Annotated in this window: 18 protein-coding genes; 10 read left to right on the top strand and 8 right to left on the bottom strand. The window is 67.5% G+C overall.

Going from position 1 to position 14,889, the window contains the following annotated elements; genetic code table 11:
• The first annotated feature begins 6 nt into the window (after positions 1-6).
• Both nrdE and nrdF read left to right on the top strand, forming a co-directional pair.
• Positions 7-2,127, top strand: coding sequence for a class 1b ribonucleoside-diphosphate reductase subunit alpha (nrdE, locus tag AB3M82_RS13455; RefSeq protein WP_412958604.1), 2,121 nt, complete (start codon positions 7-9; stop codon positions 2,125-2,127).
• 30 nt (positions 2,128-2,157) lie between these two features.
• Complete coding sequence (gene nrdF / locus AB3M82_RS13450) at positions 2,158-3,135, top strand: class 1b ribonucleoside-diphosphate reductase subunit beta (protein WP_412958453.1); 978 nt, start codon at positions 2,158-2,160, stop codon at positions 3,133-3,135.
• A 68-nt stretch (positions 3,136-3,203) separates the two neighbouring features.
• Here nrdF and AB3M82_RS13445 read toward each other — a convergent pair whose 3' ends face one another.
• Both AB3M82_RS13445 and AB3M82_RS13440 read right to left on the bottom strand, forming a co-directional pair.
• Positions 3,204-3,746: a pyridoxamine 5'-phosphate oxidase family protein gene (locus AB3M82_RS13445; protein ID WP_412958452.1), complete on the bottom strand. Its 543-nt coding sequence runs from the start codon at positions 3,744-3,746 to the stop codon at positions 3,204-3,206.
• A gap of 43 nt (positions 3,747-3,789) precedes the next feature.
• A complete protein-coding gene (locus AB3M82_RS13440; protein ID WP_412958451.1) occupies positions 3,790-4,401 on the bottom strand; it encodes a flavodoxin family protein in 612 nt (203 codons plus the stop codon).
• A 120-nt stretch (positions 4,402-4,521) separates the two neighbouring features.
• Here AB3M82_RS13440 and AB3M82_RS13435 point away from each other — a divergent pair, with 120 nt between their 5' ends.
• Complete coding sequence (locus AB3M82_RS13435; RefSeq protein ID WP_412958450.1) at positions 4,522-4,725, top strand: hypothetical protein; 204 nt, start codon at positions 4,522-4,524, stop codon at positions 4,723-4,725.
• A 16-nt stretch (positions 4,726-4,741) separates the two neighbouring features.
• Here the strand turns inward: AB3M82_RS13435 and AB3M82_RS13430 are convergent, their stop codons facing one another.
• The 3 genes from AB3M82_RS13430 to AB3M82_RS13420 are packed head-to-tail and all read right to left on the bottom strand — an operon-like array spanning position 4,742 to position 6,109.
• Positions 4,742-5,341: a GNAT family N-acetyltransferase gene (locus AB3M82_RS13430; RefSeq protein WP_412958449.1), complete on the bottom strand. Its 600-nt coding sequence runs from the start codon at positions 5,339-5,341 to the stop codon at positions 4,742-4,744.
• 8 nt (positions 5,342-5,349) lie between these two features.
• Positions 5,350-5,727: an ImmA/IrrE family metallo-endopeptidase gene (locus tag AB3M82_RS13425; protein WP_489672255.1), complete on the bottom strand. Its 378-nt coding sequence runs from the start codon at positions 5,725-5,727 to the stop codon at positions 5,350-5,352.
• 7 nt (positions 5,728-5,734) lie between these two features.
• Entirely contained in the window at positions 5,735-6,109 is a 375-nt protein-coding gene (locus AB3M82_RS13420) for a helix-turn-helix domain-containing protein (protein ID WP_412958448.1), read from the bottom strand.
• A 94-nt stretch (positions 6,110-6,203) separates the two neighbouring features.
• On the opposite strand from AB3M82_RS13420, the gene AB3M82_RS13415 reads away from it, so the two are divergent.
• The 4 genes from AB3M82_RS13415 to AB3M82_RS13400 all read left to right on the top strand — a co-directional run bounded on the left by AB3M82_RS13415 (position 6,204) and on the right by AB3M82_RS13400 (position 8,863).
• Positions 6,204-6,452, top strand: coding sequence for a helix-turn-helix domain-containing protein (locus AB3M82_RS13415; protein ID WP_412958447.1), 249 nt, complete (start codon positions 6,204-6,206; stop codon positions 6,450-6,452).
• A 71-nt stretch (positions 6,453-6,523) separates the two neighbouring features.
• Complete coding sequence (locus AB3M82_RS13410; protein WP_412958446.1) at positions 6,524-7,453, top strand: aldo/keto reductase; 930 nt, start codon at positions 6,524-6,526, stop codon at positions 7,451-7,453.
• A gap of 34 nt (positions 7,454-7,487) precedes the next feature.
• Positions 7,488-7,886, top strand: coding sequence for a PLD nuclease N-terminal domain-containing protein (locus AB3M82_RS13405; RefSeq protein WP_412958445.1), 399 nt, complete (start codon positions 7,488-7,490; stop codon positions 7,884-7,886).
• A gap of 2 nt (positions 7,887-7,888) precedes the next feature.
• Positions 7,889-8,863, top strand: coding sequence for an epimerase (locus tag AB3M82_RS13400; RefSeq protein ID WP_412958444.1), 975 nt, complete (start codon positions 7,889-7,891; stop codon positions 8,861-8,863).
• Between the two features lie 12 nt (positions 8,864-8,875).
• Here AB3M82_RS13400 and AB3M82_RS13395 read toward each other — a convergent pair whose 3' ends face one another.
• From AB3M82_RS13395 to AB3M82_RS13385, 3 genes are read right to left on the bottom strand one after another with little or no spacing between them, the layout of a single operon-like run.
• Complete coding sequence (locus tag AB3M82_RS13395) at positions 8,876-9,823, bottom strand: NYN domain-containing protein (protein ID WP_412958443.1); 948 nt, start codon at positions 9,821-9,823, stop codon at positions 8,876-8,878.
• A gap of 2 nt (positions 9,824-9,825) precedes the next feature.
• A complete protein-coding gene (locus AB3M82_RS13390; RefSeq protein WP_412958442.1) occupies positions 9,826-10,824 on the bottom strand; it encodes a Gfo/Idh/MocA family protein in 999 nt (332 codons plus the stop codon).
• A 48-nt stretch (positions 10,825-10,872) separates the two neighbouring features.
• Positions 10,873-11,817, bottom strand: a complete 945-nt coding sequence (locus AB3M82_RS13385; protein ID WP_412958441.1) for a quinone oxidoreductase family protein — start codon at positions 11,815-11,817, stop codon at positions 10,873-10,875.
• A gap of 240 nt (positions 11,818-12,057) precedes the next feature.
• On the opposite strand from AB3M82_RS13385, the gene AB3M82_RS13380 reads away from it, so the two are divergent.
• From AB3M82_RS13380 to AB3M82_RS13370, 3 genes are all read left to right on the top strand, one after another.
• Positions 12,058-12,426 (top strand): DUF6507 family protein, encoded by a 369-nt coding sequence (locus tag AB3M82_RS13380; RefSeq protein ID WP_412958440.1) that lies wholly within the window; start codon positions 12,058-12,060, stop codon positions 12,424-12,426.
• The gene (locus AB3M82_RS13375) at positions 12,426-14,384 is read left to right on the top strand and encodes an alpha/beta hydrolase (protein ID WP_412958602.1); all 1,959 of its coding nucleotides are present in this window, start codon (positions 12,426-12,428) and stop codon (positions 14,382-14,384) included. Before AB3M82_RS13380 ends, AB3M82_RS13375 begins: the two co-directional genes overlap by 1 nt.
• A gap of 89 nt (positions 14,385-14,473) precedes the next feature.
• The gene (locus tag AB3M82_RS13370) at positions 14,474-14,836 is read left to right on the top strand and encodes a hypothetical protein (RefSeq protein ID WP_412958439.1); all 363 of its coding nucleotides are present in this window, start codon (positions 14,474-14,476) and stop codon (positions 14,834-14,836) included.
• Positions 14,837-14,889 lie beyond the last annotated feature (53 nt).

Raw genomic sequence — 14,889 nt, 5'->3', positions numbered from 1 at the left:
TTCAAGATGAACCCCGCCTACGAGGGGCTCGACTACCACGCTCTCAACGCGATGCTGAATCTCTACGACGCGAACGGGAAGATCCAGTTCGACGCCGACAAGCGGGCCGCCCGGGAGTACTTCCTGCAGCACGTGAACCAGAACACGGTGTTCTTCCACTCGCTGAAGGAGCGTCTCGACTACCTCGTCGAGAAGGAGTACTACGAGGGCGCCGTCATCGAGAAGTACCCGTTCGAATTCGTGCAGAAGCTGAACGACCTGGCCTACTCGAAGAAGTTCCGCTTCGAGACCTTCCTCGGCGCCTTCAAGTACTACACGAGCTACACGCTCAAGACCTTCGACGGCAAGCGCTACCTCGAGCGCTTCGAGGACCGCGTCGTCATGACCGCCCTCGCCCTCGCCGACGGCGACCAGGCGCTCGCCGTCAACCTGGTCGAGGAGATCATCTCCGGCCGCTTCCAGCCGGCGACCCCCACCTTCCTCAACGCGGGCAAGGCCCAGCGCGGCGAGCTCGTCAGCTGCTTCCTCCTGCGCATCGAAGACAACATGGAGTCGATCGCCCGCGGCATCAACTCCGCCCTCCAGCTCTCCAAGCGCGGAGGCGGCGTGGCGCTGCTGCTGTCGAACATCCGCGAGTCGGGCGCCCCGATCAAGCAGATCGAGAACCAGTCCTCGGGCATCATCCCCGTCATGAAGCTCCTCGAAGACAGCTTCAGCTACGCCAACCAGCTCGGCGCACGTCAGGGCGCGGGTGCGGTCTACCTCAACGCCCACCACCCCGACATCATGCGGTTCCTCGACACCAAGCGCGAGAACGCCGACGAGAAGATCCGCATCAAGACGCTGTCGCTCGGCGTCGTTGTGCCGGACATCACCTTCGAGCTGGCGAAGAACGACGAGGACATGTACCTGTTCTCGCCGTACGACGTCGAGAAGGTGTACGGCGTACCGTTCGGCGACATCTCGGTCACCGAGAAGTACCGCGAGATGGTCGACGACGCCCGCATCAAGAAGACGAAGATCAACGCGCGCGAGTTCTTCCAGACCGTCGCCGAGATCCAGTTCGAGTCGGGCTACCCGTACGTGATGTTCGAAGACACGGTGAACAAGGCCAACCCGATCAAGGGCCGCATCAACATGTCGAACCTCTGCAGCGAGATCCTGCAGGTGAACACCCCGACGACCTACAACGACGACCTGTCGTACAAGGAGATCGGCAAGGACATCTCCTGCAACCTCGGCTCGATGAACATCGCTTTGTCGATGGATGCCGCCGACCTCGGCCAGACGGTCGAGACGGCGATCCGCGCCCTCACCGCGGTCAGCGACCAGAGCCACATCGGCTCGGTGCGCTCGATCGAGGACGGCAACGACCGGTCGCACGCGATCGGCCTCGGACAGATGAACCTGCACGGCTACCTCGCCCGCGAGCGCGTCTTCTACGGCTCGGAGGAGGGTGTCGACTTCACGAACATCTACTTCTACACCGTGCTGTACCACGCGCTCCGCGCCTCGAACCGCATCGCGATCGAGCGCAAGCAGACGTTCGACGGCTTCGAGGACTCGACGTACGCCTCGGGCGAGTTCTTCGACAAGTACATCGACCGCCCCTGGGTGCCCGAGACCGAGAAGGTGAAGGAGCTCTTCGCCGGCAAGCACATCCCGACGCAGGAGGACTGGGCGGCGCTGAAGGCGTCGATCCAGGAGCACGGCATCTACAACCAGAACCTCCAGGCCGTCCCGCCGACCGGATCGATCTCGTACATCAACAACTCGACGTCGTCGATCCACCCGATCGCGTCGAAGATCGAGATCCGCAAGGAAGGCAAGCTCGGTCGCGTCTACTACCCGGCGGCGTTCATGACGAACGACAACCTGGAGTACTACCAGGACGCGTACGAGATCGGCTACGAGAAGGTCATCGACACGTATGCCGCGGCGACGCAGCATGTCGACCAGGGTCTGTCGCTGACGCTGTTCTTCAAGGACACCGCCACGACCCGTGACATCAACAAGGCGCAGATCTACGCATGGCGCAAGGGCATCAAGACGATCTACTACATCCGTCTGCGTCAGCTGGCGCTCGAGGGCACCGACATGACCGAGTGCGTCTCCTGCATGCTCTGAGCCGACCCTGAACCCGAGAAACGAAGAATCATGACCCCCGAACGACTCAAGCTGGTCGACCACGTGCAGGCGATCAACTGGAACCGCATCCAGGACGAGAAGGACCTCGAGGTCTGGAACCGTCTCGTGAACAACTTCTGGCTGCCCGAGAAGGTGCCGCTGTCGAACGACGTCCAGTCGTGGAACACGCTGACGCCCGATGAGCAGCTGCTGACGATGCGGGTGTTCACCGGCCTCACGCTGCTCGACACGATCCAGGGCACCGTGGGTGCGGTGTCGCTGATCCCCGACGCCATCACTCCGCACGAGGAGGCCGTCTACACGAACATCGCATTCATGGAGTCGGTGCACGCGAAGAGCTACTCGTCGATCTTCTCGACGCTCGCGTCTACGAAGGAGATCGACGAGGCGTTCCGCTGGTCGACCGAGAACCCGAACCTTCAGAAGAAGGCTCAGATCATCATGGACTACTACCAGGGCGACGACCCGCTCAAGCGCAAGGTCGCCTCGACCCTGCTGGAGTCCTTCCTGTTCTACTCGGGCTTCTACCTGCCGATCTACTGGTCGTCCAAGGCCAAGCTGACGAACACGGCCGACCTCATCCGCCTCATCATCCGCGACGAGGCCGTGCACGGGTACTACATCGGCTACAAGTTCCAGAAGGGGCTCGAGAACGAGACCCAAGCGCGTCGCGACGAGCTCAAGGACTACACGTTCAACCTGCTGTACGAGCTGTACGACAACGAGGTGCAGTACACGCAGGACCTCTACGACGGCGTCGGCCTGACCGAGGACGTCAAGAAGTTCCTGCACTACAACGCCAACAAGGCGCTCATGAACCTCGGCTACGAGGCTATGTTCCCGTCTTCGGTCACCAATGTGAACCCGGCGATCCTGTCCGCGCTCTCGCCGAACGCCGACGAGAACCACGACTTCTTCTCCGGGTCGGGATCCTCCTACGTCATCGGCAAGGCCGAGGCCACCGAAGACGACGACTGGGACTTCTGACCCCGTCCACGAAGCCCCCCGACCGTACCGAGAGGCGCGGCCGGGGGTCTCGTGCATGAAGGGGCGCGTCAGTCCTCCGGCGGGCTGAAGTGCGGGATCGGCTGGGGTCGATCGCCCCGGTGCGTCTCGTGGTCGGCCTGCGCGGCATCGGTGAGCGGCACCGCGTAGACCGGAGGCGTGCGCGGGGGCATCTTGAGGAAGCGGCGGCCCGTCACGGTCCGCGGGCTGATCCGCACCACGAACTGCTTCAGGCCGGGCGTCCACGACTCGAGCGCGGCCACCGCGGCGCGCTGCAGTTCGGCTTCGCTCGTCACCTGCGCGGCCGTCCCGCGGACGATCACGCTCCAATAGCCGGTGCCGTCCTCCCCGTCGATTTCCAGAGCGACGTCGGGCGCGTCCGCCAGCGCGAGGAGCTTCGCATCGGGCGCCGTGCGGAGGTAGAGGGATCGGTCGTACGCCAGATGGTTCACCGGGCGGATGTCCGGCATCCCGTCCGCCTGCAGGAAGGCGAGCCGGGCCAGACCCGGGATCGCGAGCAGGGTCCAGCATTCCGACTCGGAGAGCGCGGTCGATCGTCCGTCGCCCGCGCCCAGGGACTCTCCAGAGGCCATCGTCGATCCTTTCGGGACGTCAGACGACCAGTATCCCGCAGGATCAGCCGGCGGGATACTGGCTGATCTTCAGTGCGCGTGCCAGGTGCACGGCGTTGCGGGTGGCGGTGGTGATGGTCTGTGCCGTCTTCTCCGGGGTCTCGTCGAGATCCTTGTAGTCGACGCCCTGCATGGCCTCGCCGTTCCAGTAGACGGATGCCTGCGCGGGGATCGTGAACCCGACGTCGTTGAGCGCTTGGAACAGGATCGCGGCGATGTGGTGGGCGCCGTCCTCGTTGCCGAGCACGCCCGCGATCGCCACCTTGTCGAAGAGGATGGGGCGGCCCTGGTCATCCGTCTCGCCGAGCTCGGCGTCGAGCCGCTCGAGCACGCGCTGCGCGACACTCGAATGCTGACCCAGCCAGGTGGGCGTCACGAAGACCAGGATGTCGGCGGCGAGGACCTTCTCGCGCAGCTGCGGCCACTCGTCGCCCTCGCCCATGTCGGTCAGCACGCCGGGGCTGATCGCGTGGTCGACGGCTCGGATGGTCTCGCCGGTGACGCCGTGCTCGGCGAAGGCGTCGAGCAGCTGGGTCGCGAGCAGATCGGTGCTCGATTCCTCCGGCGACGGCTTGAGCGTGCAGGTGATGGCGAGGGCGGTGAGCTGTGCATCCATGACCCCAGGCAATCACGCCGGGTTCGCGAGGCACAGGGGCTTTCGCCTCACGAGGGTCTGCGCTAGGACGGAGGGAGCGGACGGTAGGCTGGTCCGTGGCCGCAACGACAGGAGACCCCCGTGATCATCAGCTTCATCTTCTTCCTGATCCTCTTCCTCGGGGGCATCTACGTCATGGGGCTCGCGCAGTCGCTCGAGGAGTTCCAGGGGCTCGTCTTCATCGCCGGCATCCTGCTGTCGTCGCTGGCGCTGGCCTTCGTGATGCGTCAGCGCGACTCCGCCACCCGTCGCCGCGACAACTGGACCAACAAGGCCACCGAGTGATCCCGGGGCTCGCGACTCACCGCGTCGCGAGCCGCGCCTCCAGGGTGGCGCGCACCGCGGGCCACTCGGGTTCGATGATCGAGTACTCGACGCTGTCGCGCAGCGCGCCGTTGCGGTAGCGCGACATGGCGCGCATCACGCCGTCCTGCTTCGCCCCCAGGCGTTCGATCGCCGCCCGCGAGCGGAAGTTCACCCACTGCGTGGTGAGCCCCACGCGGAAGACGCCGAGCGTGTCGAAGGCGTGGCGCAAGAGCAGCAACTTCGACTCGACGTTGGTTCCGGTGCCGTGCGCCGAGGGCCGATTCCATGTGTACCCGATGTGCAGTCGGGGCACGTCGGCGACGAGGTCGTAGTACGTCGTCATCCCCAGCATCCGCTCGCGGGCGTCGACGGCGACGAAGGGCACCATTTCGCCCTTCTCGCCGAGCGCGAGACGACGGTCGATCTCGGCGGCCATGCCCTCGGGCGACGGCACGGACGTGTACCAGGCGGTCTGCCAGAGATCGTCCTCCTCGACGGCCTCGACCAGGGCGTCGTGGTGCGAGCGCTCCAGCGGGCGGAGCTCGACCAGTCGGCCGGTCAGGGTCAGCGGCGCGGGAGGGAGGCGGAACGTCATCGGACCATTCAACCAGCCGGACGAAGCAGGGCCTGATACGCGGTGACGAGTTCGACGGTCACATCGAGTTCGAATGCGAGGCTCGGCCGGTGCGGACCGCGGATCGCCTCGGCGGCGGCGTAGGCCTGCGGGGTGATGAGCTGTCGAGCCGCCCAGGCGTCGGCTTGCCGCTCCTGCCGGCGGCGTGTGAGCGGATGCGTCGAGGGGGAGTGGTCGAGCACGGCGTGACCCAGTTCGTGGGCCAGGACGCTGCGCGTGGTGCGGGCGCTCATTCCGGGCGCGAGACGGATGGTGCGGCGCGCGGGGTCGTAGCCGCCGCGGGTGTCTCCTGCTCGCTCGACCAGCCGCAGCCCGTGTTCCTCCACGAGGCGGAGGAGCTGGTCCATGGCTTCCTTACTGGTAGAGGTCGTCGGTGTCGCCGTCGTGCGGGAGGCGCGATTCGAAGGCGACTTCCCGGACATCATCGCCGAGGGCTGTGACATTCGGGCGGCGCAGGGCGGTCAGGGTGCCGGCGGCGCCGGCGGTGTCGGCGCTGAGGCGCTCCTCGGCGCGGGCGAGGACGAGATGGGGCGGCACGTTCACGATGGCGCACACCGTGTAGACGACCGGCACGGGGATGGCCCGCTTGCCGGTGACATAGTTGTCGAGCGCGCTCCGGGCGATGCCGGCGTCGCGGGCCATCGCGGCGATGCTGCTCCCGGCTGCGGCGATCTCCGCACGCAGTTGACGGCCGACGGCCGCGTTGTACAGCTCCGCAGATGACTTCACGCGTGTCACGATAGCAGGAGAACGGAAGCAGTATGCCGTCATGCCCACACGGATCCACCTTGCACGTCGTCGCATGTGCCGCTACTGTCTACGTGTGACGGCATTTGAGCGACACCTGGTGGCAGAGGCGGTTGCCGATGCACTGCAGGGTGAGAAACGCTCGAAGCGCTGGCTCGCGCGTCGGTCGGAGATCCCGCTCTCCACCCTACGGCGCAAGATGCAGGGCAAGGCCGATTTCACCGTCACCGAGATCGCGCGCATCGCCGAGGCGCTCGAGGTGTCGCCTGCGTCCTTGCTCCCGCCGCTCAGATCCACCGGGGAGGTGGCCGGGCCGGGGCGCTGACCGCCGCCCCGGCCGGCGATTCTCCACCCGCGCGGCGCCTCGGTGTCTCTGAGGCGCGATATCGTGGCGCAATGAAGAGCGTGCCGTTCGGATCCACCACCGCCCCCGCCGTCATCGCCGGCATGATGCGCATCAACGACAAGGACGAGAAGCAGATCCGCGATCTGTACGACGCCGCGCGTGCCGCCGGCATCGACTTCTTCGACCACGCCGACATCTACGGCGGGCAGATGCACCACTGCGAGTCCCGCTTCGCCGATGCCCTGCAGCTCAGCGATGCCGAGCGCGACGAGATCGTCCTCCAGACGAAGTGCGGCATCGTGCCCGCGGAGGGCATGTTCGACTTCTCCTACGAGCACATCGTGCGGCAGGTCGAAGGCTCCCTGCGCGCCCTGCGCACCGACCGGCTCGACGTGCTCCTGCTGCACCGGCCGGACGCCCTCGTCGAGCCCGAGGACGTGGCCCGCGCCTTCGACGAGCTCGAGGCCAGCGGCAAGGTCCGCGCGTTCGGCGTCTCCAACCACACGCCGCGTCAGATCGACCTCCTGCGCACCGCCGTCCGACAGCCGCTGGTCGCGAACCAGCTGCAGCTGTCGATCACTCACGCACCGATCATCGCGCAGCCGATGGCGGCCAACATGGAGGGCGCAGACCAGAGCATCGTGCGCGACGGCGGGGGGATCGTGGAGTACTGCCGTCTCCACGGCATCACGATCCAGGCCTGGTCCCCGTTCCAGAGCGGGTTCTTCACGGGCGTCTTCCTCGGCAACCCCGAGTACGCCGAGCTGAACGCCGTGATCGACCGGCTGGCGGCGGCGCACCGGGTGACGCCCATCGCCATCGCCACCGCGTGGATCACCCGCCATCCCGCGCACATGCAGGTCGTGCTGGGCACGACGACTCCGCAGCGCGTGACGGATGCCGCGGCCGGAGCAGACGTCGAGCTCACCCGCCCCGAGTGGTACGAGCTGTACCGCGCCGCGGGGCACCTCCTGCCCTGATCCCCGGCGCCGCCGGCTGATCTACTCTGAACACATGCTGTTGTGGCTTCTCATCGTCGCGCTGATGGTCGGCGCGGTCGTCGACATCGTCCGGCGCGAGGACTCCCAGGTGCGGTTCCTACCCCGGATCGCGTGGATCGCCGTGGTGATCCTCCTGCCCCTCGTCGGCAGCCTGCTGTGGTTCGGGATCGGGCGGGAGTACGGCGACTCCGGGATCGCGGTGCCGCGCCTGCGACGCCCGCAACGGACCGCGCCCGCACCGGCGCCCGCGGCACCGCCCGCGGACGTCCGCACCACTGAGCAGCAGATCGCGGATCTCGATCGAGAGATCGAGGAGTGGCGCCTGCGCGAGGAGATCGAGAAGCGCAAGCACGAGCACGGACCCCGCGACGAGCAGGGCCCGCAGGGCGACCAGGACGAGCGGAGAAGCTGACCATGAGCAGACGTGCGGTGATCGGCGGCGGGTCGGGGTTCCTCGGCACGGCGCTGCGGGAGGCCCTGGAGGCGGACGGATACGAGGTCGCCGTCATCGGACGCGAGGGCCCGGACGCCCGCTGGGACGACCCGGCGGCGGTGCGGCGCCTCGTGGACGGCGCGGAGCTGCTCATCGGGCTCGCCGGGCGCAGCATCAACTGCCGCTTCACGGACCGCAACCGTGACGAGATCCTGCAGTCGCGGGTCGACACCACGCGCGTCCTGCACGACGCGGTCGCGCAGGCGGAGCATCCTCCCGCCGTCTGGATGAACGCGAGCAGCGCGACGATCTACCGCTACGCCCTCGATCGCGCGCAGACCGAGTCGGACACCGAGTTCGACACCGGGTTCTCACCCGACGTCGCCCGCACCTGGGAGGCGGAGCTGTTCCGCGGCGAGCTCCCGCGCACGCGCAGGGTGGCGCTGCGCATCACGATCGTCCTGGGAGACGGCGATGCGACCGCGCTGCTGTTCCGGCTGGCGCGCTTCGGCGTGGGCGGGCCGCAGTTCGACGGATGGTGGTTCCCGCACCGGCGCTACCGCGGCATCGGCCCCGAGCCCACCGAGCCCGAGCAGCCGCTGGGCCGCCGCTCGCGCGGGTATCAGCGCTTCAGCTGGATACACATCGACGACTTCATCGGCGCCGTGCGGACCATCCGCGACGACGACGCGATCGAGGGACCGGTGAATCTGGCTGCCCCCGGGGTCGTCACCAACCGGGGCCTGATGAAGGCGCTGCGCCGTGTGGTGGGGATGCCGTTCGGCCTTCCCGCCTGGCGCTTCATGCTCGAACCGGCCATGTGGGTCCTGCGCACCGAACCGGAGCTCGTGCTCAAGAGCCGCTGGATCGCGCCGGCCGTGCTCGAACGCGCGGGCTACGTGTTCCGCTTCCCGGCGATCGAGCCCGCCCTGAGCGACATCCGCGCCCGCCGCTGACCCGCTGCGCGCCTACGCCTCGCGCAGGCGGATCAGGCGCTCGTGCCCCGTCTCCTCGAGCTCGGCGATGTCGTCGCGCGACTTGAGGAAGTCGGAGAAGGAGCGGTACCCGAGCGCCTTCTCGCTGAACGACGGGTCCATGCGTCGCATGTGCGTCTTGACGGCCGAGCTGTGCAGCCACTCGTCGGCATCGGCCTTGTCCTGCCCCAGACGCAGGGCGCGCGCGAGCAGCCGGGTGGCCTCGTGCTGCGGATCGGTCTGCGGCTCGGCGGCGGGTGCGCTGGCCGCCTTCGCCTTGCGCGTGCGCGGCGCGGACTTGCCCTTCCCGCCGGTCTCGGCCGCCGGTTCCGCGACGGTGTCAGCCGCGACGGGCGCGGGCGGGGCCTTCACCGGACGCTCGACGCCCGGCAGCGAGTCGTAGGCCTCGAACTCGTCGCACGCCGCGGCCAGCGACTTGGCGGTCGACCCGGCGACGCCGACGCCGATGACGTAGCGTCCGAGGCGCTTGCAGCGCTGGGCGAGCGGCACGTAGTCGCTGTCTCCGGCCACGATGACCACGTGGGTGAGGTCGGGAAGGCGGAACATGTCTTCCACGGCATCCACGGCCAGACGGATGTCGGCGCCGTTCTTGGCGTACGCCGCCGCGGGGAACAGCTGCACCAGGTCGACCGCGCGGGCGACGAGCTGCGACCGGTACTCCGCGTTCACCGGCGACGACCAGTCGGCGTAGGCGCGCGTGAGCACCAGGGTGCCGAACGAGGCGGCGTAGTCGATGATCGCCCCCACCTCGATCATGGCGCGCGACAGGCGCTCGGCGACCTCGGGGTCGTGCGGGTTGTCGATGATCCGCTGGCGATCCTTGCCGTAGGCGTTGCGCCCGTGCACACGGTCGTACCAGGAGATGACGATGTTGTCGAAGTCGAGGTAGACCGCGACGCGCGCGTCGGTCGTCTCGGCCATGATCAGCCCTGCTCGCCGGGGTACTGCACCCCGATCTGGCGGCGGATCTCGTCGAGGGTGCCCATGATCGCGACCGACTCCGCGATCGGCAGCAGGTCTCCCCCGAGGATGCCGTCGCGCACGAGCCGTTCGGCGGCCAGCGCCTCGAACTGCATGCCCCGGCCGCCCGAGTTCTCGTCGAGCCGGCCGTCGAACTCCTCGATGACCGTGCCGTCCGGGCGGACGACCCGGAACACGGTGGGCGAGTACCAGACGCGGTCGATCTCGATGCGGGCCTCGGTGCCGATCACGGCCGCGGCGTTGGGTCCGGCAGCCCGCGACGAGGACAGGGTGGTGGAGACCGCGCCGCGCGCGTGCGTCATGATCGTGGCGACCTCGGCGTCGGCCCCGGTCTCGACGAGACGCGCGACGGCCTGGACGCTGGTCGGAGCGCCGAGCACGTCCCAGACGAACGAGATCGGGTAGATGCCGAGGTCGAGCAGCGCACCGCCGCCGAGCTCGAGCGCGTTGAGGCGGTGCGCCGGGTCGGACGGCAGCAGCTGCGTGTGGTCGGCGGACACCGCGCGGATCTCGCCGAGGGTGCCGTCGGCGATGATCTCGCGGATGCGCACCATGTGCGGGAGGTAGCGGGTCCACATCGCCTCGGTGACGAGCAGGCCGCGCTCTGCGGCGAGTCGCTGCAGATCGGCGGCCTCGGCCTGGTTCACCGTGAACGCCTTCTCGACCAGCACGTGCTTGCCGTTCTCCAGGGCGAGCCGGGCGTTGGCGTGGTGCATCGGATGCGGCGTCGAGACGTAGATGATGTCGACGTCCGGATCGGCGACCAGCGCCTCGTACGTCGGGTGCGCGTGCGGGATGTCGAAGCGCGCGGCGAAGGCGTCGGCGGACTTTTGCGAGCGCGATCCCACCGCCACCAGGTCGAGACCCGCGGTGCGCAGATCGGATGCGAACGCGGCGGCGATGCCGCCGGTCGCGAGGATTCCCCATCGAAGACCAGTCATGTCCCCAGCGTAGAGGGTGCACCCCGCCTCCCGGCGGCGCGGCGAGGGTCAGGGCACGAGCACGATCTTGCCAGGGGTCGAGCGGGACTCCACGAGCTCGTGGGCCTGCGCCGCCTCGGCGAGCGGCAGCTCGGGGCCGAGCTCGATCACGAAGTCCCCGCTGGCGAGGAGCTCGATCGCCTTCGGCAGCGCTTCGGCGCGCCAGGCGAGCTCCTGCTCGGTGAGCGGCACGGGGGAGCCGCCGGAGAAGGCGCGGATGCCGAAGTCGGCGGCCTCCGGTCCGCGGACCAGCGTCGCGATCCGGTCGCGGTCGGCGACCAGGGCGAGGGAGGTCTCGATGGCCTCGTCCGTTCCCGCGGCGTCGAGCACGACGGTCACGTCCGAGGGAGCCGCCTCGCGCACGCGTTCGAGGAGACCGTCGCCGTACGCCACGGGGATGGCCCCGAACTCGGCGAGCTGCTCGTGGCGGGCCGGGCTGGCCGTCGCGATGACCGTCGCGCCCCAGGCGAGCGCGAACTGCACGGCGGCCTGCCCGACGGCGCCCGAGCCGGCGTGCACGAGGAGCACATCGCCCGCCTGCACGCCCAGCGAGCGCAGCGCCTGATAGGCGGTGCCGACGGGGATGCCGATCGCGGCGCCCTCCGCGGCCGTGACCGCGTCGGGCAGCGCGGCCAGGTGCTCGACCGGGACGGTCAGCGCGGAGGCGTAGGTGCCGACGGTGTCGCGGATCGCGACGCGGTCGCCGAGAGCGAACCCCTCGACGCCGTCGCCCAGCGACTCGATCACGCCGGCGCCGTCGAACCCCACCGGCCGCGGCTCGGTGATGGGCGGGGAAGGCCGCTCGCCCTTGCGGAGTTTCGCGTCGATCGGGTTCACTCCCGCCGCCTCGATGCGCACCACGACCTCGCCGGCGGCGGCGATGGGATCGGGCACCTCCATGAGATGCAGGACGTCGGGGGAGCCGATTTCGGTGTAGACGATCGCGCGAGCCATGGGTTCAGGCTACCGATTCGAGCGCCAGGGAAGGGCCGATCATCCGAGGTCCTGGCGACCCGAGACAGCCCAGGTGTCGCCGGCGTCAGGGTGAATTTTCGGGCAGTTGAGGGTGAGATCTCGGTCGAAAGGCGAGGCATCTCGGCTACTCGTGTGAGCATGCTTGTCGGCCGATGTCCGCCGACGACTTCGGCCGTCGTGATCCGGGATGCTCCGTCGAGTGGAGCGTGAGGAGAATCCATGGATGAGTGGAGCGTGGACACCGCAGGCGTCTTGGGCGTCTTGGCGGGTGTGGACTCGGCGGGCGCCGATTTCGAGTCAGCGCACGAGAAGATCGTCGAGGCGGCTGAATCGGGCGCAGCGCTGTCGGTCGATGGACGTCGGACACTGTCGGACGCCTGGGCGGCCTTTCTCGAGCTGCGTTCGCTGGTACCGGGCAAGGTCATGCACGTCGCTGCATCGGCGGCGGCGTCGCTGGGCGAGGCGTCCGCAGCCGTGGTCGCGGGCGATGACCAGATGGCGGCCGATTCCGATGCCGCCCGACGCGCTGCAGAGGAGTGGGGCATCGGCTCGCCCGAGGCATACGGATCGATAGTGGGAGCGTGGTGATGACGATCTCGGAGGACTCGGTGGTGCACGTCGTCTCGCCGGACAGCGCCGAATCGTTGGCGGAGTTGCTCTCTACGGCGGCGTCGAGGTTGGACGCGGCGATCAGCGCCTCCCAGACGCACTGGATGCGACTGTCCGAGGTGTTCGAGGTGTCCGGCACTGAGGGTCTGTCTTACATGCTCGACCCCGCGGCGCGGTCGGTTCAGGAGTGGGGCGTGGCGCTTGCGTCGGCGAGTCGGGCGCTGATGGACGCCGCAATGTTCTCTTTGCCCGACTTGGTCACTCGGCGCGAGGCACTCTTGGTTCGAATCGCCGAGGTCAATCGGTTGTGGGCAGACGCGGCCAGCGCCGTGGCGAGCGCGAACAGCGCCTATTGGTCGACGTACGAACGAGACTCGGAGTCGAGCACGACAACGGCAGCGCAGACGCGCCGGATGGATGCGTTGCACGATCAAGACGCCGCCAACGAGGCTGTCGCTGCGTTGCAGGCCGACATCGAGAGGTTTCGTCGGGACGTCGATGAGGAAGAGAACTCGCTGGCCGGCAGGTTGAAGGGCATCAGCGGCGGCGATCAGGTGTTGGGGGCTTGGGATCAAGAGGTGCGGGTGTCGCAGACGTCCTGGGGTTTCTCGGACCAGGCGTACCCAGGCGGTCCTCGAACTGACACTGACCTCACCGGCAACTTCGAGGACACGATGTCGGAGGCCGCGGTGTCGCGCCTCAATTGGTTGAGCATGGTCGATGCTGCGAAGGCGGCGGACTGGGTCGACGAGCACCCCGAATTCAGCGCGTCGATCAGCTTCATCGACCCCGAGGTCGCAGCGAGGCTCTGGGTCGGGCTCGTGTCGGAATCGACCCGTGGCTCGGGAGATGGTGGCGGGGAGCCGTGGGTGACGGGGCCACTCGCGCAACTGTTCTCGGTCGCGCCCTTCGCGATCGGCAACATGAATGGGTTGCAGGCCAGAGATCGCGACGAGTTCAATCGCGAGAGCCTTCGTCAGGTGATCGCCGACCCGAACGCGACGGAGGAACAGCGCGACGCAGCCGAGCAGACGCAGAAGGCACTGGAACGGGCGGCCCAGCAATCGCCCGGCGGCACGATCGTGCAGTTGATAGCTCTGGAGCTTCCCGCCAACGGTGGGGAACGCGACATGCGAGCGGCGATCTCGGTCGGCGACCTCGACACTGCTCAGGACGTGGGGGTCATGATTCCCGGTATGAACAGCAGCGTCAGCGAATCCATCTTCGGCCTCGCCGGCAATGCGGTGAACATGCAGGACGCCAGACAGCGCGTCGGCAACCCCAACACGACCGCGACCGTGGTGTGGATGGGCTATGAGTCTCCGACAGAGTTGCCGTGGGACGGATCTTCTTATGTTGCCGAGGAAGCGTTGGCGCAGGCGGGTGCGTTGTCGCTCGGTCGTTTCATGAACGGTGTGGATTTCTCCAATGCTCCGGCGGAGACCACGATCCATGCGCATTCGTATGCGACTCGGGTGGCGTCATATGCCCTGGCGGGGGATGAGTTCGGGGGTGCGAAGGTCGATCATTTCGTGATGTACGGGTCGCCCGGTATCGCGGAGTCGGTGCGTACGGTGGATGACCTGCCGGGGGTTCCTTCCGATGAGGTGTACTCGACCAAGTCGGCGGGCGATCAATATGTATCGCCGTTGATCACGGCGGGAAACATGGCCAAGTCGATATCGACGGAGGATGAAGGTTGGGTGGGTGTCGCAGAGATGGGGGAGCTGGAGTCGGATGCGACCGGCCTCGATAACGTCGACCCCAATGACGCAGATTTCTGGGCTTACGGGGATCGCAATGTCTTCACGTCGGACGGTGTTGCGGGTCACTCGGTCGACAAATCGAAGAAATCGGATGGCTATTGGAGTGCTGGATCCGACCCCATTATTGACGGGGCGCGAATCATGGCCGGGCGGGGTGACGAAATCGAATGAGGAGGATCTTTGCGGCGGGATGGTTTGTGCTATTCGGCGCGGTCGTATCGTTGTTCGCTTTGACGGGGTGCGCTGCGGGAGAGCAGGAAATGAACAGCGATCAGGCGCGCGCGCAGTTGGACATGGCTGTTGAAGCGATCAAGTCCGCCACGGGCGACGACTGGGGGGTTGACGCCGAGCCTGGCCTTCTTGGCTGTTCCCGGATTCATAGCCAGTGGCACACGTCGTGGAATGGGTTGCCGACTGCTGACCGTGATGAGTCGTATGAGGCTGTGCGTGAGGCACTGGAGGCGGCGGGATTCACCACCTATGTCAACGGCCCCAACTCCAGCACGCCTGTTGTTTTCGCGCAGACGGGGAACGGGTTTGGTCTGGCTTTCTCCATGCCTGTCGAGGGTGGTCCGCTCGGATTCAACGTGAGCAGCGACTGTTTTCCTCATGACGACGAGTGAGCGTGGGTTGGATCCGGAGGCGAGATCCGGATTCGTTCGCCACGACGTCGACG

This window comes from Microbacterium californiense, from assembly GCF_047246625.1.
Taxonomy (GTDB): Bacteria; Actinomycetota; Actinomycetes; order Actinomycetales; family Microbacteriaceae; genus Microbacterium.
The sequence above is the reverse complement of the archived record's forward strand: the minus strand, read 5'-3'. Positions and strand labels throughout refer to the sequence as shown.